Source organism: Mesorhizobium sp. M0001, from assembly GCF_040324255.1.
In the GTDB taxonomy this organism is placed as follows: domain Bacteria; phylum Pseudomonadota; class Alphaproteobacteria; order Rhizobiales; family Rhizobiaceae; genus Mesorhizobium.
In genome coordinates this window covers 316,966-341,425 of record NZ_JAMYVS010000004.1, presented here as the reverse complement: position 1 = coordinate 341,425, position 24,460 = coordinate 316,966, and the positions used below count along the sequence as shown (strand labels likewise).

Annotated in this window: 21 protein-coding genes; 14 read left to right on the top strand and 7 right to left on the bottom strand. The window is 62.1% G+C overall.

What is annotated here, in order from left to right:
• Nucleotides 1-11 precede the first annotated feature (11 nt).
• Both NKK50_RS14480 and NKK50_RS14475 read left to right on the top strand, forming a co-directional pair.
• On the top strand, nt 12-440 hold the full coding sequence (locus tag NKK50_RS14480) for a GFA family protein (protein WP_050587750.1): 429 nt from the start codon (nt 12-14) through the stop codon (nt 438-440).
• 47 nt (nt 441-487) lie between these two features.
• Nucleotides 488-1,555 carry a M42 family metallopeptidase gene (locus NKK50_RS14475; RefSeq protein WP_023696168.1) on the top strand — a complete coding sequence of 356 codons (1,068 nt, stop codon included), beginning with the start codon at nt 488-490 and terminating at the stop codon, nt 1,553-1,555.
• A gap of 129 nt (nt 1,556-1,684) precedes the next feature.
• Here NKK50_RS14475 and NKK50_RS14470 read toward each other — a convergent pair whose 3' ends face one another.
• The gene (locus NKK50_RS14470) at nt 1,685-2,509 is read right to left on the bottom strand and encodes an SIR2 family NAD-dependent protein deacylase (protein ID WP_023696169.1); all 825 of its coding nucleotides are present in this window, start codon (nt 2,507-2,509) and stop codon (nt 1,685-1,687) included.
• Between the two features lie 914 nt (nt 2,510-3,423).
• Between NKK50_RS14470 and NKK50_RS14465 the strand changes: the two genes are divergently transcribed.
• The gene (locus tag NKK50_RS14465) at nt 3,424-3,594 is read left to right on the top strand and encodes a hypothetical protein (protein WP_352543580.1); all 171 of its coding nucleotides are present in this window, start codon (nt 3,424-3,426) and stop codon (nt 3,592-3,594) included.
• A 39-nt stretch (nt 3,595-3,633) separates the two neighbouring features.
• Nucleotides 3,634-4,131 carry a hydrolase gene (locus NKK50_RS14460; RefSeq protein WP_023702861.1) on the top strand — a complete coding sequence of 166 codons (498 nt, stop codon included), beginning with the start codon at nt 3,634-3,636 and terminating at the stop codon, nt 4,129-4,131.
• A gap of 196 nt (nt 4,132-4,327) precedes the next feature.
• Here the strand turns inward: NKK50_RS14460 and NKK50_RS14455 are convergent, their stop codons facing one another.
• Genes NKK50_RS14455 through cphA form a run of 3 tightly spaced genes read right to left on the bottom strand, consistent with a single transcriptional unit; the run spans nt 4,328 to nt 8,945 of the window.
• Nucleotides 4,328-5,152 (bottom strand): cyanophycinase, encoded by an 825-nt coding sequence (locus NKK50_RS14455; protein ID WP_352462495.1) that lies wholly within the window; start codon nt 5,150-5,152, stop codon nt 4,328-4,330.
• Nucleotides 5,149-6,048, bottom strand: a complete 900-nt coding sequence (locus NKK50_RS14450; RefSeq protein WP_023730105.1) for an isoaspartyl peptidase/L-asparaginase family protein — start codon at nt 6,046-6,048, stop codon at nt 5,149-5,151. Before NKK50_RS14450 ends, NKK50_RS14455 begins: the two co-directional genes overlap by 4 nt.
• The gene (gene cphA / locus NKK50_RS14445; protein ID WP_352543579.1) at nt 6,048-8,945 is read right to left on the bottom strand and encodes a cyanophycin synthetase; all 2,898 of its coding nucleotides are present in this window, start codon (nt 8,943-8,945) and stop codon (nt 6,048-6,050) included. The genes NKK50_RS14450 and cphA overlap by 1 nt, the downstream gene beginning before the upstream one ends.
• A gap of 538 nt (nt 8,946-9,483) precedes the next feature.
• Between cphA and sdhD the strand changes: the two genes are divergently transcribed.
• Nucleotides 9,484-9,873, top strand: a complete 390-nt coding sequence (gene sdhD / locus NKK50_RS14440) for a succinate dehydrogenase, hydrophobic membrane anchor protein (RefSeq protein WP_027050929.1) — start codon at nt 9,484-9,486, stop codon at nt 9,871-9,873.
• 103 nt (nt 9,874-9,976) lie between these two features.
• On the opposite strand, the gene ctaD is transcribed toward sdhD, so the two are convergent.
• On the bottom strand, nt 9,977-11,635 hold the full coding sequence (ctaD, locus tag NKK50_RS14435; protein ID WP_023693467.1) for a cytochrome c oxidase subunit I: 1,659 nt from the start codon (nt 11,633-11,635) through the stop codon (nt 9,977-9,979).
• A gap of 311 nt (nt 11,636-11,946) precedes the next feature.
• Here ctaD and NKK50_RS14430 point away from each other — a divergent pair, with 311 nt between their 5' ends.
• The 5 genes from NKK50_RS14430 (at nt 11,947) to NKK50_RS14410 (ending at nt 16,983) form a co-directional block, all read left to right on the top strand.
• Nucleotides 11,947-12,774: a DUF2243 domain-containing protein gene (locus NKK50_RS14430; RefSeq protein ID WP_023696175.1), complete on the top strand. Its 828-nt coding sequence runs from the start codon at nt 11,947-11,949 to the stop codon at nt 12,772-12,774.
• Nucleotides 12,775-12,804: 30 nt separating this feature from the next.
• The gene (locus tag NKK50_RS14425; protein WP_023672682.1) at nt 12,805-14,181 is read left to right on the top strand and encodes an NAD(P)/FAD-dependent oxidoreductase; all 1,377 of its coding nucleotides are present in this window, start codon (nt 12,805-12,807) and stop codon (nt 14,179-14,181) included.
• A 243-nt stretch (nt 14,182-14,424) separates the two neighbouring features.
• The gene (locus tag NKK50_RS14420; RefSeq protein ID WP_352462499.1) at nt 14,425-15,936 is read left to right on the top strand and encodes a protein adenylyltransferase SelO; all 1,512 of its coding nucleotides are present in this window, start codon (nt 14,425-14,427) and stop codon (nt 15,934-15,936) included.
• Nucleotides 15,937-16,594: 658 nt separating this feature from the next.
• On the top strand, nt 16,595-16,780 hold the full coding sequence (locus tag NKK50_RS14415) for a hypothetical protein (protein ID WP_023688550.1): 186 nt from the start codon (nt 16,595-16,597) through the stop codon (nt 16,778-16,780).
• A 2-nt stretch (nt 16,781-16,782) separates the two neighbouring features.
• Entirely contained in the window at nt 16,783-16,983 is a 201-nt protein-coding gene (locus NKK50_RS14410; protein ID WP_081725396.1) for a hypothetical protein, read from the top strand.
• A gap of 600 nt (nt 16,984-17,583) precedes the next feature.
• On the opposite strand, the gene NKK50_RS14405 is transcribed toward NKK50_RS14410, so the two are convergent.
• Both NKK50_RS14405 and NKK50_RS31330 read right to left on the bottom strand, forming a co-directional pair.
• Nucleotides 17,584-17,742, bottom strand: coding sequence for a hypothetical protein (locus NKK50_RS14405; protein WP_023672685.1), 159 nt, complete (start codon nt 17,740-17,742; stop codon nt 17,584-17,586).
• A 185-nt stretch (nt 17,743-17,927) separates the two neighbouring features.
• Entirely contained in the window at nt 17,928-18,434 is a 507-nt protein-coding gene (locus NKK50_RS31330; RefSeq protein WP_373432840.1) for a DUF982 domain-containing protein, read from the bottom strand.
• Here NKK50_RS31330 and NKK50_RS14395 point away from each other — a divergent pair.
• The 4 genes from NKK50_RS14395 to otsB all read left to right on the top strand — a co-directional run bounded on the left by NKK50_RS14395 (nt 18,420) and on the right by otsB (nt 24,397).
• The gene (locus tag NKK50_RS14395; protein ID WP_023672687.1) at nt 18,420-19,481 is read left to right on the top strand and encodes a glycosyltransferase family 4 protein; all 1,062 of its coding nucleotides are present in this window, start codon (nt 18,420-18,422) and stop codon (nt 19,479-19,481) included. The genes NKK50_RS31330 and NKK50_RS14395 overlap by 15 nt on opposite strands.
• Nucleotides 19,482-19,524: 43 nt before the next feature.
• The gene (locus NKK50_RS14390) at nt 19,525-21,687 is read left to right on the top strand and encodes an amylo-alpha-1,6-glucosidase (RefSeq protein ID WP_023834104.1); all 2,163 of its coding nucleotides are present in this window, start codon (nt 19,525-19,527) and stop codon (nt 21,685-21,687) included.
• 143 nt (nt 21,688-21,830) lie between these two features.
• Entirely contained in the window at nt 21,831-23,612 is a 1,782-nt protein-coding gene (locus tag NKK50_RS14385) for an alpha,alpha-trehalose-phosphate synthase (UDP-forming) (RefSeq protein ID WP_023693459.1), read from the top strand.
• Nucleotides 23,609-24,397: a trehalose-phosphatase gene (otsB, locus tag NKK50_RS14380; RefSeq protein ID WP_023748419.1), complete on the top strand. Its 789-nt coding sequence runs from the start codon at nt 23,609-23,611 to the stop codon at nt 24,395-24,397. The genes NKK50_RS14385 and otsB overlap by 4 nt, the downstream gene beginning before the upstream one ends.
• Nucleotides 24,398-24,460: the final 63 nt, after the last annotated feature.

Sequence of the window (24,460 nt, the reverse complement as noted above, 5' to 3'; positions counted from 1 at the left end):
CGGCGGCGACCATGAACGACGAGGTTGACAAGATAGAGCGGACCGGCGGCTGTCTTTGCGGGTCTGTGAGGTATGTTGTTACCGGCGCGCCGTTGCGCGTTGGCTTGTGTCATTGCCAGGATTGCAAGCGAACCAGCGGCAGCACCTACAGTGCCTTTGCCGTGTGGCCGCGGTCGGCTTACCAGTGCAAGGGCGAGCTTGCGGCGTTCAACGGCAGAGGTTTTTGTCCGGCATGCGGGTCGCGCGTGGTGAATCTCCGCGACGACGAAGCCGAGATCATGACCGGCACTCTCGACGATGCGCCAAACGACCTTCTCCCGACATACGAGCTTTGGACCCCCCGGCGCGAAGCCTGGCTCCACAACCTGCCTTGGGCTGACCAATTCGCGGGCGATCGCACCGAAGAAGGCCAAAATTGGCGCGAAGCCCGACGAGTATGACCATGCTCGAATGGCCCTCCACCCCGTGAACCGTGAAAGTCAGCTTGATGCGCGATGAATCACTCAAGTTCTTGAAGGAAATTGTGGCGACCCCGTCGCCGAGCGGCTTTGAGCAACCCGTAGCGGAGCTTTTCCGCGAGTATGTTCGTCCCTATGCCCACAGGTTGACGACGGACGTCATGGGCAATGTCACGGCGATCATCAATCCTGAGGCGTCTATGCGCTTCATGTATGCCGGGCACATGGATGAGGTCGGCTTCATCGTCCATTACATCGACGATGACGGCTTTCTTTTCTTCAGCACCATAGGTGGAACGGACGTTGCCACTGAAATCGGCCAGCGTGTCTGGGTGCACGGCAAGGAGCCGATCCTGGGCGTCGTAGGTCGCAAAGCAATCCAGACCTTCAAAGCCTCTGACACGTCTCAAACTCCCTCGCTGATGGAACTATGGATCGATATCGGCGCGAGTTCGCGAGAGGAAGCGTTGAAGGTCGTAGAGGTCGGCAGCGCGGTCACTATCCACGGCGAGTTTGCGGCGCTACAGGCCAACCTTGCTGTCGGACGAGCGTTCGACAACAAGGTTGGCCTCCTCATCGGCGCCGAGGTCCTGCGCTGCCTCTCCGAGGAGGGAGGCGTTCACCCCGGCGTGGGCCTCTATATCCTGGGTACGGTTCAAGAGGAAATTGGGTCCCGAGGCGCGATGACCTCAGCGTTCAACATCGCACCTCGAACCGGCCTCGCAATCGATATGGGCGTGGCGATGGACTATCCGCGCGCTCGCGCCGAGGATCAGGGCAAACTGGACCTTGGGAAAGGGCCGGCAATCACTCAAGGCGCGAACACCAACCCGGTGGTGTTCAATCTGCTGAAGTCGGTGGCCGAGAAAGAGGGCCTACCTTATCAGCTTCAGGCGGTGGGCAGCTCAAGCCCTACCGACGCGCGTGTCATGCAGCAGAACCGAGGCGGCGTGGCAAGTGGAGTGCTCTCGGTGCCTTTGCGTTACATGCATACCCCGTCCGAAGTTGTTTGCCTGGATGATGTGCAAACGACGATTGACCTTGTTTGTGCATATTGCCGGCAATTGACGCCGGAGATCGACTTCACGCCAAGATGATCGCGGCGGGATTGATTGTGGAAGTCCTAGCTCCAACAGTCGCTGATCTGGTGCCTGTCGGCCACCGCCTGGTGCGTCGGTCACCGCGCACCTGAGAAAACCCAACTGCAGTCCACTGGGGAGCGCGCCTCAGGTCACCCCCACCGCTTCCACCAAACGCCTGAGGAAGTCCGTCAGACCGGCTTCAGGATCATCACCTGCGCCAACGAGCACCGAAATACCCCAGCGCCCAAGCACGGCCTCCTCCACAGGGTTGCGGCTGGGCATGAAGATGAACGAAGGGGGACGATCTTTCTCATATCCAGACCGGTGCCAGGTCTGCCAAAGCCGGTGCAACAGCAGCCGGATGTTTGGATCGGAGAGGCTATAGCCAATGAACAGGATCGTGCTGCCGAGAGCATCGGAGCGAAAGCGGACATCAAGGGGAGAATTGAAGGACAGGCGGTCAAGATAGTCGGTTTCGGTGAGGACAAGGGAAGAGTCCTCGTCAAAGTCGCCGTGAAATTTCACGATGTGCGTTACGCCTCGACGGGCCTGCGCAACGTGCCGTGCGTTGGCCACTTTCACGTACTCTCGACCGTGGATTTCAAAAGCGAGTTCCAGGTTCCGGTCATAGTTCGTCGTATAGATGACGGGAAAATCGAGCGTCACGATGAGTCGGTGCAATTCCGATTTCTCAATCCGTTCCTTGGCGACAGACCAGTTTCTGTCCATCCAACTGCGAAGTGGTCCGATACTGCCATGCTTGATCCGATAGTATTCGGCCAAGGTCTGAAATCGATCGCGTCGCGTGGAAAATTCATCGTCGACGCCGAGCTCCTTTGCCATTCGCTCGATGAGTTTCTCCCAAGACGGAAGTCCGACGCTGATCGATACCCCCGCCCCCACAAACAAAATTGCGCTGCGATGACGAATTGCATTGGCGAGCGAATCTATAGGATCATCATCGTTCATGGATAGGTCCTCCGAAGCCACTCGCGTGGGCCGGACCTAAGGTGCGTGCCCCGGTGCGGGGATCGTGGACGCGGCTCCCCAATTCGAGCCAGCGTGCTCCGCCCTCATCGACGAAATCGGGTCGACCACGCACCAGCCAGCCCAGAGGGGGCGGCCCTTGCAGTCCTGCCGAGCCGCTTGCCACCCGAACCGAGGTAGCGGCCGCGAGGACACTGGCTGTGAACTGGAACCGGCGGTGTTGCGGTTTACTGGCCACGTTGATTCAGTTCTGCGCCAGCCATATTGCGCAAAACTCTATCGAGTTTCGCATTCACCAAGAGGTTGCGCCGCTTCGCGCCGATAAAGATGGCGAGAGAGTAAATCATTGTAAGAACAGAGATCATCGTCATTCCGGCCTAAACATCAGCGGCCGGAGATGTTCCATGCGCCCGGAAATATTCCAGTGCAGGTGTTTTTAAATCGCCGAAGCTACGCGCTCAATGCGCGGTTGGTTTCGTGTCCAGGGCGGACGAATTAGCGCAAGGCGGTATTCATCCTCCTACATCGGCGGCGGACTGAAGCGAAATGCTGGTTGTGTCCCCCAGAATTGCAATGAAACGCCGATGCTTTGCATGCGGCCCGGAACAAATGCTCGCTTGCACAGTTCGAGCCATGCAGCGGTCGACCCCCGCGCTGCAAGATCGGTAGCCCGATCGCCCGCGCCGGCCCCTCCCACGGCGCGGGCTTTCGTTTGAATTCACGCTGTCGGGGTTGGAGTCGCTCCGCCGTTGTCGCGAGCCGGCTGATATACGCGCTGTCTGGGGCTCGCGCGGTGTCGGCGACATCGGCATTCGCGCAGTCCGGCAGGTCAGCCCATGCACGGGAACAACGCGGCACTGTGATGGTTTGGTGGCCTCGGAAGGTGGCAGAGAACGATGGGCAAAAAGCCCAAACAGCACGCAAAATCTACGGCGGATCGCGAAAAGGCGATCGAGGCGCTCTACTTCGCGCGCAAGTGCGGCCTTACGAAGGAAGAGGCACTCAAGATGCTCAGGGAAGCCCCGATCGGGATCGACGATGAAGCCGAAGAGCGCTCCGGCCGTTAGAGGTGACCGCCAATCGCGCATCGCAGCCGGCCGCGGCGCATGATCTTCTTCACTTCCGATACGCATTTCAACGATCCGCGCATTCTGCGCCTCGACCGGCGTCCCTTCGCCTCGTTGGTCGAGCATGACCAGGCGCTGGTTGCGTTTTGGAACGAAACGGTTGGCCCGAACGACGAGGTCTGGCACCTCGGCGATTTCGCCAAGGGTCCAGCCGAGACCGTCTCTTCACTGCTGTCGTCTCTTAACGGGTCCAAGCACCTGATAATTGGCAACAATGATGGCGCTGCCACCATTGGCGACCCGGCCTGGGCGAGCGTGCACCACTATATGGAGCTTCTTGTCGAGGGCAGCTTGCTGGTTCTGTGTCACTATCCTTTTCGCACCTGGAACCAGATCGGCAAGAGATCGGTAAACCTGCACGGTCATTCGCACGGTCGTCTGAAGCCGATGACGCGCCAGCATGATGTCGGCGTCGACGCATGGGGGTTTCGTCCGGTAACCTTTGCTGCCATTCAGGCCAGTCGCCGCCGGGGCTAGCTCGGCAGAACGCCGGGTGAGCGAAGGTCTTCAGCTTTGCGGGATTCGAGCCGAGAGAGGCCGTCTGTAATCCTGCCGGGCCCGCAACAACGCGACAATCCTGGTTGGGCGACTTCAAATGGGAGAACTGCCTCATATATACGGTTTTCGCGGTACGCGGACCGCGCCACACCATCAGCTTGAGTGCGGCGAAGTCTTAAGGAATCCCCACCGGCCGTCGTAGCGCGAGATCGAACGCATCGCCTGAGCTCAGCACGTGAACCCTCAGATCATGGATGGAAAGGGCGGCATCAGGCTCACCTTCCGCGATGTTGGAATGCGTCACGCCGGCTGCATCGACCAGATAGACAGCGCCGCTGCCGATGACCTTGAACATCTCGCCCTTCACCACGATCGCCGTGTCTTCATCGATGCCGATGCCGAGGACGCGCGGGTTCTGCGACACCGCCCCGATGAGCCGCCCAATGCGGCCCCGTTCCGCAAAGTGCTGGTCGATGATGACATTCGGCAGCAGGCCCAGTCCCGGCGCCATCCGAATGTGGCCGATCCGAAAGGACGCTGCGTTCGGCCCCTTCACCATCATTGTGTCGCTCATGACCGACGCGCCCGCGGAGGTGCCGGCAATGACGCCTCCGGCTTCATAGATTTCGTGCACCCGCTCGTCGATGGGCGTGTCGCCGATCTGGCTGGTGATCCGGAGCTGGTCGCCGCCGGAGAAGAACACCGCGCTCACGTCTGCAAGCGCACTTATTTTCTTTTCATGAGCTGCCTCGAGGCGGTCGTTGACGTAGAGCTCGATGACATCCTTGATGCCCAGCTCACCGAAGGACCTCTGATACTTCTCGAGATAGCCATCCGGCTCATGAGACGCGATGGTGGCAAGCACCAGGCGGCCGTTCGGAACCAGGCTCGCCACCTCCTTCAAGATGACACGATCGCCATCATGGTCCTCGTGGCCGCCGATGATGACGAGCGTTCCGGCTTTACCGTTCGAGGATCGTTTTTTCTTCTTGTCGGTCATTTGCCCACGTCTTTCTTGCGCAGGAAAACGTGCGGGTGGTTGTCCTCGCTGGTCATGAAAGCGACTGCGAACTCCCTGCTGTTATGCGCCCATCCAGACACGCCGGTCGCGGTAAGCACTATGGCTCCGGCTTCGCCGCCGATCGCCTCGACTTCCTTGAGCGCGGGATTCAGCACCTGCTCCAGGCCGCCTTCAGCCTGCCCCGAGGACAATGCCTGCCGCGCCGAGAGTGCCTGCATGACACGGGCCGCGAGAGCCTTTCGCGCAATATGCTCACCATCTCCCGAGAAGGCGACGGCTCCCAACCGGTTGTCGGCATAGTAGCCGCAACCGGGTTGCGGAGAATCCCCCACACGACCCGGAGCACTGCCGTCCAGTCCGCCGGTCGAAGTGCCGACGGCGATGTCCCCGTACTGATCCAGGGCAACCACACCGATCGTATCCTTCGCCTCCGACTTGCTGGAGGCGTCGCGCTGCTGCGGCGTGATCAAATCCGCCGGATCGCAAAGCTCCAGCTGCTTCTCGGCGGCGAAACGCCGGGCCCCCTCCGACGCCAGCAGGATCGGCTCCTCATGCAGCATGGCCTTCGCGACACTGATTGGATGGCGCACGCCCTTGATCACTGCGACGGCACCCACATTGAAGTCCCTGCCCTCCATCAGGCCAGCGCACATCTCGACCTCGCCGTCCGAATTGAGGGCACTTCCATATCCCGCATTGAACGTCGGGTCCGCCTCGAGGATGCGACCGGCCGCTTCCACCGCATCGACCGCCGTTCCGCCGCCGGCCAGGACGGCCCGACCTGCCTCGAGCGCCTCGATGCATCCGTTGCGATGCGCCTCCTCCTCTTGCGGATCGATCTTCTTGGCGCCGCCGTGCAGGATCAGCGACCACATCAGCCAGCCCTCAGATGGCGAATATGGGTCTGATCGGGCCCTCCCCTCGAAGGCGTCGCGCCTCCGAAGCCGGTTACCTGCCGCCACACGGCTTCAACGTCGTCGACGGTCAGCACGACAAGGTCGTTTTCCCGTGCAAGCCTGAGACACACGTCGACGGCCTCCTTCTCGGGACAGACGGCGTGAATGCGGCCTGGGGCGCAGCCGGCGTTCAAGGCACCTTCCCGCAGCAAGCCGGCGATCGCTCCGGGGGCTCGGCCGCGCAGCTCCTGCTCATCCTCCTTGAAGACGATGACGTCGAATATCCGCGAAGCGATCGCGCCCATCTCGCGTATATCACAATCGCGGCGGTCACCGGGTATGGCGACCAAGCCGATCGTGCGCTGATAGCCGCGCCTCATGTGGGAAACGAGCTTTCCGAGCGCCTTCAGCCCTTCCGGATTGTGCGCATAGTCGACGATCGTGCGGAAACCATGCCCGTCGAAGACGTTGAGGCGACCGGGAGATTGCTCGAACGAGGTGCCAAACTCGGCCAGCGCCGCCCGGATCGTTGCCGCCGGAACGTCGTGGCAATGCGCCATGGCGACGGCTGCCAGGCTGTTGGCAACGTTGAATTCGGCAGAACCCTCGAAGGTCGCGGGAATTTCGTCGACGCTCATCAGGAACATCGATTCCCCATCCTCGTGGATGAAAATGTCCCAGCCGTCGCTGCTGGGCTCCCGCGTCACGGCGCGGCCGCCTTCCGCCAGGTGGCTGCGCAAGAAATCGGGCCACTCGCTCCTGCTCGCCAGCGAGAAGTAGCAGATCCTGCCGCCGGCATCTCGCGACATTGCGGACGTATGGACGTCGTCGGCATTGAGAATGCTCCATCCCCCGCGGCGGACGGACTCGACCACGACCGATTTCACCTCCGCCAGGTCCTCGATCGTGTCGATGCCCCTCAGCCCGAGATGATCGCCGTGGACGTTCAGAACGGCGCCAACATCGCATGCATCGAAGGCAAGCCCTTCGCGCAGGATGCCGCCGCGCGCACATTCCAGCACCGCGACATCGACACCCGGCTCGCGCAGCACGATCCTGGCGCTCTGCGGACCGGAGCAGTCCCCTGTCATGATCCGCTCGCCGTTCAAGTAGACGCCGGTGGTGGAGGTGAGCCCGACGGTTGCCCCATTCGCCTGCAGGATGTGCGCCAGCATCCGGGCAGTGGTCGACTTGCCGTTGGTTCCCGTGATCGCGAAGATCGGAATCCGGCCGTCCTTGCCGCCTTTGAAGAGAAGATCGAGCACGGGCCGTGCGACGTTGCGGGCGCGCCCCGACGAGGGTTCGAGATGCATGCGAAAGCCAGGACCGGCATTCACCTCTATGATGCCGCCGCCGGTTTCGCTCACCGGCCGTGAGATGTCGGGACAGACGAAGTCGATCCCGGCAATGTCGAGACCGACGATCTGTGCCGCCCGCCTGGCGATCAGCGCGTTTTCGGGATGGATTTCTTCCGTCCGGTCGATCGCGGTCCCACCGGTGGAGAGATTGGCGGTGGGCCGCAAGAGCACCATTTGGCCCGGCGCTGGAACGCTCGCCAGGGCGAGCTGCGATTTTGACAGGAAATGCTCGACGCATTCGTCGATTTCGATGCGGGTCAATACCGAGGAATGGCCCTCTCCCCTCCGCGGGTCGCGGTTCGTCTCCTCGACGAGCTCGGCGACAGAACTCCGGCCATCGCCGACCACATGGGCCGGAACCCTCTCGGCAAGCGCCACCACCTTTCCGCCGATTACCAGGATCCTGTGATCCGAGCCGACGAAATGCTGCTCGACGATAACGCTGCGGCTGTGTTCTCGCGCCTGTTCGAAACCCCAGCGGACGTCGTCTTCTGTTGCCAGACCGATGTTGACGCCGCTTCCATGATTGCCATCGAGTGGTTTGGTGACCACGGGGTAGCCCAGCCGTGCGGCTGCCGCGACCGCGTCCTGCGCCGATCGCACCAGCTCCCCGCGTGGCACCGGCAGGCCGGCCTGTTGCAGCAGGAATTTGGTCAGGTCCTTATCCGAGGCGATCTCGGTCGCAATCTCGGAAGTGAGGTCACTGCAACTGGCGCGGATGCGCTTCTGATGCTTTCCGTGACCAAACAGCACGAGGCTGCTGTCGTCGATCCGCGCCGCCGGAATGCCTCGCCTCTCGGCCTCGCGCACCAAGGAAGCAGTCGTAGGCCCCAAGGCACGCTCGGCGGCCAGAAGCTTGAGCTGCTGCAGCCTGGCTGCGAACTCGAATGGCCCCTGCGTTTCCGCAATGTCGCCGAGCCCCTCGACACCATGCAGATTGGCCGGCAGCAGGCTGTCCACCAGTTCGAGCGCGACGCGCCCGGCGAGCAGCCCGACAAGCTCGTCCTTGTAGGCGAACATGACATTATAAGTGCCCGGACTGCCTTTGACCGACCGTGTCTTTCCTCGTGTCACCCGGTGACCGAGCATGCTCTGCAGTTCCAGGGCGACATGCTCGACGACGTGGCCGAGCCAGGTTCCTTCCTGCATGCGGCGGACGAAGCCGCCGGCGGCGCCATAGCTGCAGCCATGGCCCGCAAGGCCGGGCAACAGTCGGACGATTTGTTCGGAAAACCCGGGCAGTTTGTCTGTCGGGAACGCCTCAAGGGCTCCGAGGTCGATCCGAATCTGGACCATTGGCGTCATGCTATAGAGGTGCGGCCCGCGAAACACGCGGGCGTCCACGACGCGGATAGGGCGAAAACGCGAGGCGCCCCGATGAATTTCTTTGTCCGACATAGTCCGTTTCTCCTGACTAACTCCGCAACATCCGGAGGATCGGTTAGTTCCCGGCCTTTCAGCCCAAATATTTTTGCAGGAGAGAGAAACAAAAGTGGCCGATAACATATGTTGGCCCAAGAACACCCTCTGGTCATCTCGGCCACGTGCGGTCGCTGTTCTGAGGGGCTACTTATCTCTCGGGACGAGGCGGGCCAGGCGTTCGCTCGTTTTCACAAGCATTCGCCGGGCACATCGCGGCCGTTGAGCTAGTGCCCGGCTTTAGCTCATGGCGACCCATTGTGCGGGTCCAGCACTGAGGCATTAATCTTCAGCACGCCTTCGGCACCCGGGAACACTTCCAGACGCGTCAGGTTTGGAACCATCCTTGCACCGGAACTACAGCCATGCAGAGTCGAAAATCGGTGAAGGCCGCGCTCGTCAAGGAGATCGACGCGGTCCGCCTTCGTATCTCGCTGCTTGAAAGCGAGCTATGCAGAGATGGCAGACCCAGGCAAATTGGATGGCGTTCAGGATACGAACTGAACGCCCACAAAGCCCGCCTTGCTCGACTGGAGACCGTGCTTGCCCACTATCCGTCGGCACCGACGGCCCGGGCATCGAAACAGCAACAGCTTGAGTTGCGCGCAAGTCAACCAAGTAATTTTGGGGAAACGCCATGGCTGACAGACCCTCAATCAGAACTCCGCTAGCTCGAGTGCGGGGCCTTGGATCGGCGAAACACGGAACCGAAACGTTCATGCTGGAGCGGCTGACATCTGCTGCCCTGTTGATCCTTGTCATTTACATCGTCGCGGTCGTTATAATGCTGGTCGGTGAGCCTCGAGACGCCGTCCTCAGCGTCGTAGGATCGATCTATGTCGCGCCAGCCCTTATTGGCTTCATTCTCGTAAGCTGCGTTCACATGCGGCTTGGAATGCAATCGATCATCGAAGATTACTGCCATGCCACCGTGCTCAAATCGCTTCTTCTGATCGCCAATTGGTTATTCTGCTGGGCAGTCGCGCTCGCAAGCTTGTTCGCTGTGCTGTTAATCAGCTTCAGATAGCGATCCGGTTCTCAGCTGCAGCCAACGTCTGCCACCGGCAGGCTGAAGTTCGCCTCAGCGGCGAACCGGGCTGGCTTGCGCACAGGAGTTCGACAACCCGGCCTCATCTGATTTGCGGCAGCCTGTCCCATTGATGGAAAGGGGGTGGAGAGGTCAGCTCCCACTCCAATGTGGTAGCTCCTGGCCCCCATGGGTTCATGCCGGCGGCTCTTTGCCGGTAGAAAGCTTCCAAGATGCCGAAGAGGAAAATCACGACACTCGCGGCCGACAGGTACGATCCATACGAGGACACCATGTTCCAGCCGGCGAATGCGTCGGGATAGTCGACATAGCGACGCGGCATGCCCGCCAATCCAAGGAAGTGATGGGGGAAGAAGACGAGGTTCACGCCGACGAAGGTCGTCCAGAAATGGACCCCAGCCAGAAGCGGATTGTAGAGATATCCCGTCATTTTCGGAAACCAGTAATACCAGCCCGCGAAGATGCCGAAGATCGCTCCCAGTGAAAGTATGTAGTGGAAATGCGCGACGACGAAGTATGTGTCGTGCAGTTCACGGTCGAGGCCGGCATTTGCGAGTTGAACGCCCGTCACCCCGCCTACGGTGAACAGGAATATGAAGCCGAGGGCCCAGAGCATCGGCGTCCGCAGGCTGACCGAACCGCCCCACATGGTTGCAATCCAGGAGAACACTTTTATCCCGGTCGGCACTGCGATCACCATCGTGGCGAAGGTGAAGTAGCGCTGCGTGTCGAGGCCTATCCCGCTGGTGTACATATGGTGGGCCCAGACGACGAAGCCGATCACCCCGATCGCCACGATTGCGTAGACCATCCCGAGATACCCGAAGATCGGCTTTCGCGAGAAGGTCGAGATCACCTGGCTGACGATGCCGAACGCCGGCAGGATCATGATGTAGACTTCCGGGTGGCCGAAGAACCAGAAGAGATGCTGGTACAGCAGCGGGTCGCCTCCGCCGTCCGGCGCGAAGAACGTGGTTCCGAAATTGCGATCGGTCAGGAGCATGGTGATGGCGCCGGCCAGCACCGGCAGAGCCAGCAGCAGCAGGAAGGCGGTGATGAGGATCGACCACACAAACAGGGGCATCTTGTGCAGGGTCATCCCCGGCGCGCGCATGTTGAAGATGGTGGTGATGAAGTTGATGGCTCCCAGGATCGAGGAGGCGCCCGCAATGTGCAGAGACAGGATGACCAGATCCACGGCGGGACCGGGATGGCCGGAGGTCGACAGCGGCGGGTACAGGAACCAGCCGGTCCCAGGGCCATAGCCGCCGGGGACGCTGGGCATGAAGATCGACAATAAAAGCAACATCAATGCCGGCGGCAGCAGCCAGAACGAGATGTTGTTCATGCGCGGGAAGGCCATGTCGGGGGCGCCGATCATGATCGGAACCATCCAGTTGGCGAAGCCGCCGATCAGGGCGGGCATCACAGTGTAGAAGATCATGATCAGCGCGTGGGCCGTGGTGAAGACGTTGTAAAGCTGCTTGCCGGCGTCGATCGCCGCGTCGCCCTGGTAACCGTAGATCATCGACGCCAGTCCGGGGAAAAACTGGATCCCGGGTTGCTGCAGCTCGATTCGCATGCTCACCGACAAGAGCATGCCGATCACCCCCGCGATGAAAGCGAAGACCAGATAGAGTGTGCCGATGTCCTTGTGGTTGGTCGAAAACAGCCATCGGGTGATGCCGGTCGGCTGGTGGCTGTCGAGACCGTCCGGATCTGCCGCCGTATATTCGTTCATGACCTTCTCCGCTTGAGCCGTCCGTCGCCAGCATCGAACCGTGCTGGAACTTGATTGTTCCCTCCACCGAACCGGCGGTAGGAACATTCCACGGAAGCCGCGGTTAGGTTCCGCGCGGCCGACCCTGCGCGGCTGAGGATCGACGTCCATGCTGGCGATAATTGCTGCGACACTGGTTCTGACTACGGTGGTTGGTGGGCTGATATCCGCCTTCTGGCTCGAGGCGCGTTATGGTCTCCATGACCCCATGCCGCCGGACATGTCGGTGCCCAGGCAACTGAACGCCCCGGCCTGGAGCCGGTGGTCCTGACATGGACGCGATCACCGCGACACTCGACCCGAGAACGCGAGCCGGCTGGCTGCTGCTCGGCTTCGCGCTCGGCGGTTTCTTCGACGGCATCGTCCTGCATCAGATCCTGCAATGGCATCATCTTCTCTCGGGCGTCGCCGATCCGGTGGGTTCCGACCTGCGCTTCCAGATCATGGCCGACGGCCTCTTCCATCTTTTCATGTATGTGCTCGCCGTCGCCGGCACGGTGCTGCTGGTGGCCGCGAGGGCGGCCGGCGCGCGGCCCGGGACCACCACGGAGATCCTGCGGCTCGCCTTCGCCGGGTTCGGCGTCTGGCATGTCGTCGATGCCGTCGTGTTTCACTGGCTGCTGGGTCTGCACCGGATCAAGATGAACAGCGACTTGCCGCTCGCCTGGGATATTGCGTGGCTGGTCATCTTCGGCATCGTGCCGCTTGTGTTGGTGCTGGTGCTGCCCAACCGCGGCGGACCGGCACGCGGTGCTTCGGCAGCGCTTACCAGCATCGTCCTGCTCGCGGGATTGGCAGCCGGCGCCGGCCCGTTCTTCAACGGTGCCGCCAATTCCATCATCGTCTTTCGGGCCGGGATGGAACCGGCGGCGATGATGCGGGCCGTTGAAGTCGCCGACGCCCATCTCAAATGGGTCGACGCCAGCGGCACCATCTGGGCGGTCGACCGCGTCTCATGGCGCGGGTTGGTATCCCTTCACGCGCGCGGCGCCCTTGTGGTCAGCACGACGCCTGTCATTGCCGGATGCCTCGCCTGGACCGATGCCGCCGGAATGAGCAGTAGCTCCAGCCAGCAGCGAGGCACTCCTGCCAGGCTATGACTTCCGGACAGGGATAGGGGAGTATCAAGCATGCAGTTCGCCACCGAGAGCAGCCACGGCCGGAGCCTGACACCGCGCATCGTCGTGGTCGGCGGAGGCTTTGCCGGTCTGGAGGTTGCCAAGGCGCTCGGCAAGGCGGAAATCGGGGTGACGATCATCGACCGCCACAATCACCACTTGTTCCAGCCCTTGCTCTATCAGGTTGCAACCGCCGCCTTGTCGGCGCCTGACATCGCCGAGCCAATCCGCAAGATCCTGGGCCGCTATCCCTCGGTTCAGGTTCTCTTCGGCGATGTCACCGAGATCGTCACCGAAGCCAGGATACTGGTGCTGGCCGATGGGACCACGGTCCCCTACGACATCCTGGTCTTGGCCACCGGTTCGCAGCCATTCTATTTCGGCCAGGAGAGCTGGGCTCGGGTTTGTCCCGGCTTGAAGACCATCGAGGACGCGCGCACGATCCGGTCACGGCTGCTGCTATCGTTCGAGCACGCGGAACGGACCACCGATCCAGTCGAGCAATCCCGGCTGATGACGATCGCCATTATCGGCGGCGGCCCGACCGGTGTCGAACTGGCGGGCTCGATCGCCGAACTCAGCCGGCACACACTGGCGCGCGACTTCCGCAACATCCGGCCCGAGAAGACAAGGATCATACTGGTAGAAGCCGGCGAGCGTCTGCTCGCCGGATTCGCCCCGGAGCTTTCCAGATATGCACGTCTGCGCCTTGAAAGCCTGGGCGTCGAGGTCGCGCTCGGCAACCGGGTCGAGGCGATCGAAGCGCATCAGATCACCGTCGGCGGCCAGGTGATCCCGGTGGCCTTGACGCTCTGGGCCGCCGGGGTGGCGGCTTCTCCGCTGGTCGCCCAGCTTGGTGTCGGGCTCGACCGCGGCGGTCGGGTGAAGGTCGAATCCGACCTGCAGGTCGTCGGCCATCCCGATGTCTTCGCGCTTGGCGACGTCGCACTGGTCCTCGATGGGAACGGCCAGCCATTGCCGGGTCTTGCCCAGGTCGCCAAGCAGCAGGGCGAGCACCTCGGCAAGGCACTGGCACGCCGGATAGATGCTGGCGATACGCTGCCCGCTTTTGTCTTCAGCAATCGAGGCAACACGGCCATTGTCGGCCGCCACGCTGCCGTGTTCGAATCGGGTAGGCTGAAACTGAAAGGCTGGTTCGCCTGGTCTGCCTGGGCGCTCATCCATGTCTACCTGCTCGTCGGTTTTCAGCACCGCGTTCAGGTCTCGATCCAGTGGCTCTGGCGCTACCTGACCTATGAGCGTGGCGCCCGGCTCATCGCCGAGGAGCGAGTCGAACCGGGTTCGAAATCATCGCCGGGAGCGGCCCCGAGAGAGCCGCTGCCAACCAAGGCAGACGCCGCCCCGGCATTGCACGCCCGCACTGACTAGATTGCCGGGTGCTCAGTTCGGAGACAGTGGCGATGCGGGGGTCAGCTCTGGATTCCGCCACGGCCCGTCGTCCCACGGCAGCCCGAACCTCGATAGTTGAGGCGGGTGGTTCCCAGCTTGTATCCGGTGCCGGCCTGATGGATCCGGATGGCACCAACGACGTTGCGTCCCTATATGAACAAATGAACACAGGCTCCTCGAAACGGGATCTGTTGAACCCCTCCTCTTCAGAGACAGCTCGTCATGACGTCACCTGCGACTGCTGAACAACCCCCGGTCATTCAGACGGGGCTTCCCGCCCTGAGCAACAGCTATGCGCAATTGCCGGAGCGCTTCTTCGCGCAAACAGATCCGAAGCCGGTGTCCGAACCGCGGCTGATCCGGTTCAACCGGCACCTCGCGGAGGAACTCGGGCTCGATGCCGACCAGCTTACCAGCCCGGATGGAGTGGCGATGCTTGCCGGCAACAGATTTCCGGAAGGGTTGCAAGCAATCGCCCTGGCCTATGCGGGCCACCAGTTCGGAAACTTCGTGCCTCAGCTTGGCGACGGGCGCGCCCTGCTGCTTGGCGAAGTGGTGGACGTCAACGGCGTTCGCCGTGACATCCAGCTGAAAGGATCGGGACCAACGCGGTTCTCGCGCAACGGCGACGGCCGCGCCGCACTCGGCCCTGTCCTGCGCGAATATGTCGTCAGCGAAGCGATGGGGGCGCTCGGCATTCCGACGACGCGAAGCCTTGCGGCGGTGCTCACCGGCGACCCGGTCTATCGCGAGGTCCGGCTGCCCGGCGCCGTCCTGACACGGGTGGCGGCAAGCCATATCAGGATCGGCACGTTCCAATATTTCGCCGCGCGCCACGACACCGAGGCGCTCAAGATACTGGCCGACTATGCCATTCAGCGTCACTTCCCACAGCTGGCGGGGGAAGCACGGCCGTACCGGGCTTTGCTGGAGGCCGTTGTCGCCGCACAGGCGGACCTGGTGGCGCGCTGGATGCTGGTCGGCTTCATCCATGGCGTCATGAACACCGACAACATGTCGATCTCGGGCGAGACGATCGACTATGGCCCATGCGCCTTCATGGACGCTTACGACCCCAGCGCGGTGTTCAGTTCGATAGACCGCGCCGGTCGCTATGCCTATGCCAACCAGCCTCGTGTCGCCACATGGAACCTTGCGCGCTTTGCCGAGACCCTGCTGCCGCTCATGAGCACGGACGAGAATGAAGCAGTGTCTGAAGCGGAAGAGGTGCTGAGGTCGTTCCAGGCCTCCTATGAGGCTGTGTTGCAGCGCGGCTTCCGCAGAAAACTCGGACTGCTGACCGAAGCGGAAGGCGACTTGCAGCTCGCTGCCGACTTTCTGGATGTGCTGGCTCGCGGCGAAGCGGATTTTACGCTCGGCTTCCGGCGCCTGGGCGATGACCTCGACGCTGCGGACGGCCAAGGCACGGCGCGGCAGTTGTTTAAGGATCCAGGTGCATTCGATGCCTGGTCGGCGCGGTGGCGCCAGCGCATCGCAAGCGAGGGCGACACGGCCACGCGCCGTTCTGCCATGCAATCGGTCAATCCCAAATTCATCCCCCGCAATCATCGCATCGAGGCGATGATCCAGGCGGCGTTGGGCGGCGACTTCAGACCGTTCGAGGAGATTCTGGCGGTCGTCAGCCGTCCCTTCGATGAGCAGCCGGGAATGGAACGCTTTGCTGAGCCGCCACGCCCGGATGAGCGCGTCCTGCAGACATTCTGCGGTACATGAGACATTCGTGATGGTCGCTTAACATGTGCAAATGCGGAAGACCCATTTGCAAGCTATCGTCACGGGCACTCTCGTAGGGGCTGAGCTATGACGATCATAGAATTGGCATTCGAATTGCTGGCACGGAAGCTCGTAGACCGTACCGGAATATCAGACGAAGATGCTCGAGACCTTGTCGCAGCCATGGGAGCTGACTGGTCATCGCTCGTGCGAGCAGCGAGGGCGATCAAAGAGGCTTAGGTCTTTTGACGTCGTTTTAGCTGCCATCAGCTGCAGGCAGATCGGACCAGAGGCTGCTGCCGCGATCCAGGCGCGACACCGCGCTCTTCACCGATCATGTCAGCAACGTGGTCAAGCACTGTATTTCGGTCGCTCCAGATCGACCGGATACAACACGCTGTCCCCTGAAAGCCACGGCGGCCCGCTACGCAAGTCGCCGCAAGCTCGCAATAAACAGCGATAGCAGCCCAGGCTTAGGATTTATATTGCAGGCCCGCACCACTGGCAGGGCGACGCGGGCGGGCCGCTGCCGTTCCTTGAAATCCGCGTTGGGAGTCAGATTCCGTCGGCACCGAAAAGCACAGGTGCTGACGAAGCAGACGGAACTTCCCCCCACGATCACGGTTTTGAGTCACGATAGCAACCCAAGGAGATGCAGATGTCGAGCAAAATGCCGCCCGTGCCGCCTGAGAACCAGAGCCAGAAGGGTCGAGGAGAAGGGCGACAGGTTAGCCACGATGATGCCCAGCACGGCACTCACGGAGCGCCGGATCCGGAGCGCCAAGGGCAGCAAGCCAACACCAAGGTCAACACCACTCATCAGGGCCGTCAGCAGGATCGGTGATCATGTCCACATCGAAGAAACACCCGAACACGATCCGGCAGGGCGGGCCAGGCGCATCGCACGAGAACGCCAGAAAACCCCTGCAGGTCAACAAACCCCCGGCGGATGAAGACCGTCGATCCAAAAGCCGAGTTTCAGGGGGTGGCGGTGAAAAGGACAGTCATCATTCGCACAATCCAGCCAAGAAGGGTAGCAACAGTTGAACCCACGGCTTTGTGAATGATTGTGCTAAAGCGCGCCGCGTGTGCATGTCATTGTCTCACAACCGAGCCTTTTTTTGAGTGACATGCATAGCCGGACCAGGGTGAGGATCAGCGAGTCGAGACGCCCGGAAAAACCGGAGGCCGTGGGCCCGCACCACTGGCGGAGCGATGCGGGCCCGGCCAAGGGTTACGGCCCTCGACCAGCAGCGAGGGGCTCGCTGCCGCATGCAGAACAAGCCCCGTAATTTCAGGTTCCGCTAATATACAAAAAAGCCGGCCACCTTTCGGCAGCCGGCCAGTTCCAACAGAACAAGGGAACGTGCACTGATGGGGCAGTGCAACGCCCGAAGTGTTTCGAGGCGACGATGTTCCACCGGAAATCCACAGATTCGCCGTTTCGATCTACATTGGCCGGATTGAAAGATCTTTGACGATCTCTCCCAAGTTCTCGCGGAGCCCGGTCCGACGTGTGGCGCCCTGTCTGCGCCTTGGCTCTCTATGCGGCCAGCAAGCTCATCTTTGAAGAATGCCCGCCGCGACTGCCGCGCGCGTCAAACACCGGCGTGCAATTGGTCGAGCGCGCGGCAGACCGGGGACGCGTCAAGTCGAGCGTCGGTCGACGTAGGTGTAGACGCCGGCCCCAATGGCGACCGCGCCGACCGTGATCACGATCGATGGCGCGCCCATCAAACTGGCAAAGACCGCCCAGATGAGGGCGATGACGATAGCGCCGAGTGTTCCCAGGATCAGTCTCGGCATTGTCTACCCCTCCACGTTCGGGCCGCCTGTGGATGGTCGTCACCCACCGGTCATGCGAAACGCCGCATGAAAGCACAGTGTGGCCCATGAGGTGAAGGGCCGCGCCGGAATACTCCGGTGCGGAAAAGATGATGCCCGCGCCGCCAAAGCCCGGGTGTTCAATAGCCAAATGGCTGGACCGGCGCCTAGCGCCTCAGCGCGTGGACTTCCGCCATGCTTTCGCCGCCCATCGGCAGGGCCATGTCATCATCGAGCAGCCGGGTGATGCGGGCAAAGCCCGTAAACGCCTTCCTGGCTGCTTCGGCCGACATTCTGCCCGACAGGGCCGCGGAGCAGCAATTCACGGCGCACTGATACACAGGCCCACGCCGTCCCAATGGCCATTTCTGCAAAAAGACCATCGCTTCGGCAACGCTATCGACTTCCTCGACGGGGTGTCCCTGCCCGCGCGCAATGCGCACGGGCGTAAAGAAATGCAAGCGGTCCATTTTGTTCTCTCCCTGGTCGGCCGCAGCGCGAACCAACCCTACTAAATTCGCGGATGGCGCGTTTGTTCCGCTTATTGCAAAAAAATCTGCGCTGGTGGGCTTGGGTTGCCGACGCCCGCTTTTGTCCGGAACGTTAGGCCGGCTGATGCATTTCGCTCTCGTGATTGCCTTGAGGGACACGTTCAAACCATGCGCATAGCCCATGTCGCCCCTTTGCACGAATCGGTGCCACCCCTTCTCTATGGCGGCACCGAGCGCATCGTTTCCTATCTGACCGAAGGGCTGGTCGAACTCGGCCATGAGGTGACGCTGTTCGCCAGCGGCGACAGCCGGACGTCGGCCAGACTGATACCAGGTCGCGAACGCGCGCTACGCCTCGATCCGCGTCCACTGAAATCGGACACGGCGGCGCATCTTGCGATGCTTGCCGATGTGAGGAACCGAGCCCACGACTTTGATATCATTCATTTTCATCTCAGCCATTTCCTGCATTTCTCGTTCTTCGAGACCATGCCGGACAAGACGGTGACAACGCCTCATGGCCGGCTCGATTATGTCGATCTGGCGCCAGCCTATGAGCGTTTTCCGCGCTTTCCGCTGATCTCGATCTCGCATAGCCAGAAGACCGGGCTTGCGAATGCCAATTGGCTGGCCACCATCCATCACGGGCTGCCGACGGGTCTCTATCAGCCGACCTTCGAGACGGCGGCAGGCGAACCATACCTCGCCTTTCTCGGCCGGCTTTCGCGCGACAAGCGGCCGGACCGGGCCATCGACATCGCCTTGCGCTCGGGCATGAAACTCAAGCTGGCGGCCAAGATCGGCGACGATGATCGCGCCTATTTCCATGAGACGATCGAGCCGTTGATCGATGGCGACCGCATCGACTATGTCGGCGAGATCGCCGAGAGTGAGAAGACTGAATTCCTCGGCAATGCCGCTGGTCTGCTGTTTCCGATAGACTGGCCCGAGCCGTTCGGCCTTGCCGCGATCGAGGCGATGGCGTGCGGTACGCCAACCATCGGCTGGAACTGCGGTGCGTTGCCGGAAGTCATCGACCATGGCGTTACCGGATTTGTCGTCGATTCTCTCGACGCCGCGGTCGCCGCGGTGCCGGCCTTGCTGCAACTCGACCGGCGAAAGGTGCGCGCCGTCTTCGAAAGTCGGTTCTCCGCCAACAGGATGGCGCGCGACTATCTCACTGCCTATGCGCGTCTCATCGGCGCCCCGGCTGAATCGAAAGCGTCGTGAACGACGGCGGACGTTCCGAGCCCGAAACAGAGATTTGTGACTGATGACCGAACTTGACGAGCGCAAGCTCGACCCTGCCGTGGCCCTTGCCTCCCTGGACGAAACCGCGCCGCGCGAGCCGCACCGGCTGTTTGCCCTAAAGCAAGGCGACTGTTTTGCCGTGGCCGATGCCTACGGCGATATCAGGGGTGCGGGCGACGGTTTCTTCCGTGACGACACCCGGGTGCTGTCGGAGTTCAGGCTCACCGTCGGCGGCCGGCAGACATCGCTGCTCGGCGCCTCGCTCAGCCAGGACAATGTGCTGTTCACCAGCAATATGACCAATTTGCCGATGCAAAGCGTCGGTGGCCGCGACATCCCGCAGGGCGCCATCCATATCGAGCGCGTCAGGCTGTTGTGGCAGGACCGGCTGTTCGAGCGCATCACCCTTTCCAACTACAGCCAGGAGCATTCGGCAATCCGCGTCTCGCTGCATTTTGCCGCCGATTTCCGCGACATGTTCGAGGTGCGCGGTTCGACCCGGCCGAAGCGCGGAATGGCGCATGCAGCGGAGATCGCGCCTGCCTCGGTGCTGCTGCGCTATGACGGACTGGACGGGCTGGCGCGGGTGTCGGCGATCTCGTTCTCGCAGCCGCCAGACCAGTTGAGCGCCGAGCGCGCGGATTTCCTCATCGCAGTGACCAAGCGCAGCAGCAAGATGCTTTACGTCGAGGCCGGCGCGGAACTGACCGAAACGCCCGACCGCGACCGCTTCCGGGCGGCCGCGGCGCGCGCCCGTTTCGGCATGCGGGCCAAGCGCCGCCATGGCGCGACGGTGCACAGTTCGGGTCGCGTCTTCAACGATTGGGTCGAACGCGCCCGCGCGGATGTCGCCTTGCTGACCACCGAGTTGTCGACCGGCCCCTACCCCTATGCCGGCATCCCCTGGTTTTCGACGGCCTTCGGCCGTGACGGCGTCATCTCGGCGCTGCAGATGCTATGGCTCAACCCCGGCCTGGCGCGCGGCGTGCTTGCCTTCCTCGCCCAGCACCAGGCGACCGAGACATCGCCTTTCAGCGACTCGCAGCCCGGCAAGATCATGCACGAGACGCGCAAGGGCGAGATGGTGGCGCTGCAGGAACTGCCTTTCGGCCGCTACTATGGCGGCGTCGATACCACGCCGCTCTACATCCACCTCGCTTGCGCCTATGCCGAACGCACCGGCGACATGGACTTCATCGCCAGCCTGTGGCCGTCTCTCTGCGCCGCCGCCAAGTGGACGGAAGAGGCGAGCCGCGCAACCGGCTTCGTCACCTATCAGCGCGCTGCCGAATCCGGCCTTGCGAACCAGGGCTGGAAGGACAGCTTCGACTCCGTCTTCCACGCCGACGGGCGCATCCCCAAGGGGCCGATCGCGCTGGTCGAAGTGCAGGGTTATGTCTTCGCCGCCTTCAGGGGCCTTGCCGCTCTCGCCCGCCGCCGGGGCGAGTTCGCGCAGGCCGAGCACTGGGAAAATCGCGCCGAAGAGATGCGGATCGCCGTCGAGCGTGATTTCTGGCTGGACGATCTCGGGTTCTATGCGCTGGCGATCGACGGCGCCGGAGAGCCGTGCAAGGTGCGCACCTCGAATGCCGGACACCTGCTCTATGTCGGCCTGCCCGAACCGGCGCGGGCTAAGATGGTCGCCGACCAGTTGCTTTCGGCTTCCTTCCACTCCGGCTGGGGGGTGCGAACGCTTTCCGACGATGCTGTGCTGTTCAACCCGATGTCGTACCACAATGGTTCCATCTGGCCGCATGACACGGCGATGTGCGGCGCCGGCCTGGCGCGGTTCGGCGAGCGTGACAGCGTGGTGCGGCTGATGAGCGGTACGTTCGAATCGGCAGTGCATTTCAACATGCGACTGCCAGAACTGTTCTGCGGTTTCACCCGCTCGCCGGGCGAAGCGCCGATCGCCTACCCCGTCGCCTGCCTGCCGCAAGCGTGGTCCGCAGGCTCGGCCTTCATGCTGATGCAGGCGTGCCTCGGTCTGGAAATCGACGGCTGGAACGGCGAAATCCACGTCACTCGACCCCGTTTGCCGATCGGCATCGATACGCTGACGCTCAGGCATCTGGGTGTCGGCGAAAAGAGGGTCGATCTTACCTTCCAGCGCGTCGGCGACCGCGTCGTCGCCTTTCTCGCCGACCGCCATGAAGGGCTGGTTCCGCTGATCGTGCGGACATGATCTGAACGGCCTTCAACGGGAACCGAACCCAGGGTTTGTGCGTTGCGAAAAACACAGTTCTCACGGGCGATCGTCGGCTGCGAACACTCAAATCGAACCATGAAGAAAAAGGCCCTGACGGCCAAAATTGAGTTGGAATTGGAATGACTGATTATGGCATGGCCCTGCTCTGGGTCTTGATCCTTGCAAGCCTTGGCCTTTCGATTCTAGCCGTTCTGTTATCGATCTCCAGGCAACGTCGTAGCCATAGCTTGACGGTTGCACCGACTGCCGGCGAGGACGTCGCATCGGAAGCGACGCGCAAGGTTTTGCGGGAGTTCGAGAAGAATGGACAATCTCCCGACGCGGCGCTGGTGAACTGGTCGCCCGACACCTTGCGCAAGATACTTGCCGACGACCTGCCGGACGCGCAGGTCATCGTCGTCTCGAACCGAGAACCCTATATCCACAACATCAAGGACGACGGCGTCGAGCTTCTGGTGCCGGCCAGCGGCCTGGTGTCGGCGCTTGAGCCTATCACCCGCGCCTGCAGCGGCACCTGGATCGCCTATGGCGGCGGAACTGCGGATCGTCTGACGGTCGATAGCAACGATCGGGTTCAGGTGCCGCCCGACAATCCGTCCTATACGCTGCGCCGCGTGTGGCTGAGCGACGACGAATATCAGGGCTACTATCTCGGCTTTGCCAATGAAGGGCTTTGGCCGCTCTGCCATATCGCCTTCACACGGCCGGTCTTCCGTGCCTCGGACTGGGAGGCCTATGAGGCCGTCAACCGCAAATTCGCCGATATGGTGGTTGCCGAGGCGCGCAATGAGCGGCCGATCGTGCTGGTTCAGGATTACCATTTCGCGCTCCTGCCGCGCATGATCCGCGAGCGCCTGCCGGAGGCGATCATCATCACCTTCTGGCACATCCCGTGGCCGAACTCCGAAGTGTTCAGCATCTGCCCATGGCGCGAACGCGTTCTTGATGGACTGCTCGGGAGCTCGATCATCGGCTTTCACACCCAGTTTCATGCCAATAATTTCACTGAAAGCGTAGACAGGTTCCTGGAAAGCCGGATCGAGCGCGCCGACGCCGCGATCTCGTATGGCGGGCGGACGACACTGGTGCACGCCTATCCCATCTCCATCGAATGGCCGGCCGAACTCCTGGCCAAACTGCCACCGGTCGAGGAAAGCCGCGCCCGCCTGCGTGAGCGGTTCGGCCTGTCGGCGGACGTCAAGCTGTGCGTCGGCGTCGAGCGCCTGGACTACACCAAGGGCATCCTCGACCGCTTCCATGCGCTGGACGAATTGTTTACGCGCCACCCCGAGTGGATCGGCAAGGTAGTGTTCCTGCAGATTGCTGCCCCAAGCCGCGGCACGCTGCCGGCGTACCAGCAATTGCACGATGAATGCCTGCGTTATGCCAACGAGCTCAACCAGCGCTACGGTCATGACGGCTACAAGCCCGTGGTCATGGTGGCTGAGCACCATTCGCAGCAACAGGTCTATGAGATCTATCGCGCCGCCGACATCTGCATGGTCACCAGCCTGCATGACGGCATGAACCTCGTAGCCAAGGAATTCGTCGCCGCGCGTGACGACGAACAGGGCGTGCTGTTGCTCAGCACGTTTGCCGGCGCGTCGCGCGAACTGCTGGAAGCACTGATCGTCAATCCTTACGACGCGGCGATGATGAGCCAGGTGCTGCTGCAGGCGCTGACCATGTCACCGGACGAACAACGCGAGCGCATGCGCCCGATGCGCGAAATAGTGCGCGACAACAATGTCTTTCGCTGGGCCGGCAGCATGCTGCTCGATGCGGCGCGCCTGCGCAAACGCGGCGACCTCGAAAGAGCGACAAGTGTCGCCGAGCGGCCCGCAAACACCGGCAGCAACATCGTCTCACTGTTCGACCGCATGCGGAAGGTGGCGTCATGAATAGCCTGTCGAAAGCACCGGGCCTGCCAACCGCACCCGACCTGCCGGAAGGACAATGGGCGCTTTTCCTCGACATCGACGGCACGTTGCTGGAGCACGCCGCGCACCCCGACGCCGTGTCCGTGAGCGACGAACTGCGCAACCTCCTCGGCGCCGTCGACAAACGGCTGGACGGCGCCGTCGCCTTTATCACCGGCCGCTCGGTCGAGGGCGCCGACCGCCTGTTTCATCCGTTGAAGCTGCGTGTTGCCGGTCTCTATGGGCTGGAACACCGGCTGACGCCGGACGGCCCGGTCGTTACCGCGGATGCTCCCGCCGATATCGCTGCCCTTGCCGACGCCATCGAGGCCGAACTCGATGACGGCCTTGTTCATATCGAGCGCAAGGGTCCGATCCTCGCCATCCATACGCGTGCGGCGCCGCATCTGCTGGCCAGGGCAACGCATCTTGCCGAACAGGCATTGACCGAGCTTCCCAAGGGCTATCGGGTTATCCCGGGCAACGCCGGCGTCGAACTCATGCCGCTCGAAGCGGCCAAGGGCGCTGCCGTGCGGCGTTTCATGGCAATCCCGCCCTTTGCCGGACGGCGGCCGGTCTTTCTCGGCGACGACACCGCCGACGAAAACGGTTTCGAGGCGATCAACGAGGCCGGCGGCATCTCGATCCGGGTCAAGCCGCGTGGGCCGACCGTGGCCCAATACAGGCTCGATGATGTCACCTGCGCGATAGCTTGGCTTGCCGCCAATTTCGACGCATCACCGGCTCTCAACCGCAAAGCGTCCTGATCGCTGCCGCCTGCGGATCGAATCAAGATACGCCGCGTTTGCGCCGACCTTCGCCAAAAGCCG

What these genes read in the sequence shown, in the direction of transcription:
- NKK50_RS14470 (WP_023696169.1), bottom strand. Translation starts at nt 2,509, where the DNA reads ATGAACGATGATGATCCTATAGATTCGCTCGCCAATGCAATTCGTCAT.
- NKK50_RS14455 (WP_352462495.1), bottom strand. Translation starts at nt 5,152, where the DNA reads ATGACCGACAAGAAGAAAAAACGATCCTCGAACGGTAAAGCCGGAACG.
- NKK50_RS31330 (WP_373432840.1), bottom strand. Translation starts at nt 18,434, where the DNA reads ATGGGCTATGCGCATGGTTTGAACGTGTCCCTCAAGGCAATCACGAGA.
- sdhD (WP_027050929.1), top strand. Translation starts at nt 9,484, where the DNA reads ATGGCTGACAGACCCTCAATCAGAACTCCGCTAGCTCGAGTGCGGGGC.
- NKK50_RS14475 (WP_023696168.1), top strand. Translation starts at nt 488, where the DNA reads ATGCGCGATGAATCACTCAAGTTCTTGAAGGAAATTGTGGCGACCCCG.
- otsB (WP_023748419.1), top strand. Translation starts at nt 23,609, where the DNA reads ATGAATAGCCTGTCGAAAGCACCGGGCCTGCCAACCGCACCCGACCTG.
- NKK50_RS14480 (WP_050587750.1), top strand. Translation starts at nt 12, where the DNA reads ATGAACGACGAGGTTGACAAGATAGAGCGGACCGGCGGCTGTCTTTGC.
- NKK50_RS14450 (WP_023730105.1), bottom strand. Translation starts at nt 6,048, where the DNA reads ATGTGGTCGCTGATCCTGCACGGCGGCGCCAAGAAGATCGATCCGCAA.
- NKK50_RS14390 (WP_023834104.1), top strand. Translation starts at nt 19,525, where the DNA reads ATGACCGAACTTGACGAGCGCAAGCTCGACCCTGCCGTGGCCCTTGCC.
- NKK50_RS14430 (WP_023696175.1), top strand. Translation starts at nt 11,947, where the DNA reads ATGGACGCGATCACCGCGACACTCGACCCGAGAACGCGAGCCGGCTGG.
- NKK50_RS14395 (WP_023672687.1), top strand. Translation starts at nt 18,420, where the DNA reads ATGCGCATAGCCCATGTCGCCCCTTTGCACGAATCGGTGCCACCCCTT.
- NKK50_RS14385 (WP_023693459.1), top strand. Translation starts at nt 21,831, where the DNA reads ATGACTGATTATGGCATGGCCCTGCTCTGGGTCTTGATCCTTGCAAGC.
- NKK50_RS14405 (WP_023672685.1), bottom strand. Translation starts at nt 17,742, where the DNA reads ATGCCGAGACTGATCCTGGGAACACTCGGCGCTATCGTCATCGCCCTC.
- NKK50_RS14410 (WP_081725396.1), top strand. Translation starts at nt 16,783, where the DNA reads ATGTCCACATCGAAGAAACACCCGAACACGATCCGGCAGGGCGGGCCA.
- NKK50_RS14425 (WP_023672682.1), top strand. Translation starts at nt 12,805, where the DNA reads ATGCAGTTCGCCACCGAGAGCAGCCACGGCCGGAGCCTGACACCGCGC.
- NKK50_RS14465 (WP_352543580.1), top strand. Translation starts at nt 3,424, where the DNA reads ATGGGCAAAAAGCCCAAACAGCACGCAAAATCTACGGCGGATCGCGAA.
- NKK50_RS14420 (WP_352462499.1), top strand. Translation starts at nt 14,425, where the DNA reads ATGACGTCACCTGCGACTGCTGAACAACCCCCGGTCATTCAGACGGGG.
- ctaD (WP_023693467.1), bottom strand. Translation starts at nt 11,635, where the DNA reads ATGAACGAATATACGGCGGCAGATCCGGACGGTCTCGACAGCCACCAG.
- NKK50_RS14460 (WP_023702861.1), top strand. Translation starts at nt 3,634, where the DNA reads ATGATCTTCTTCACTTCCGATACGCATTTCAACGATCCGCGCATTCTG.
- NKK50_RS14415 (WP_023688550.1), top strand. Translation starts at nt 16,595, where the DNA reads ATGTCGAGCAAAATGCCGCCCGTGCCGCCTGAGAACCAGAGCCAGAAG.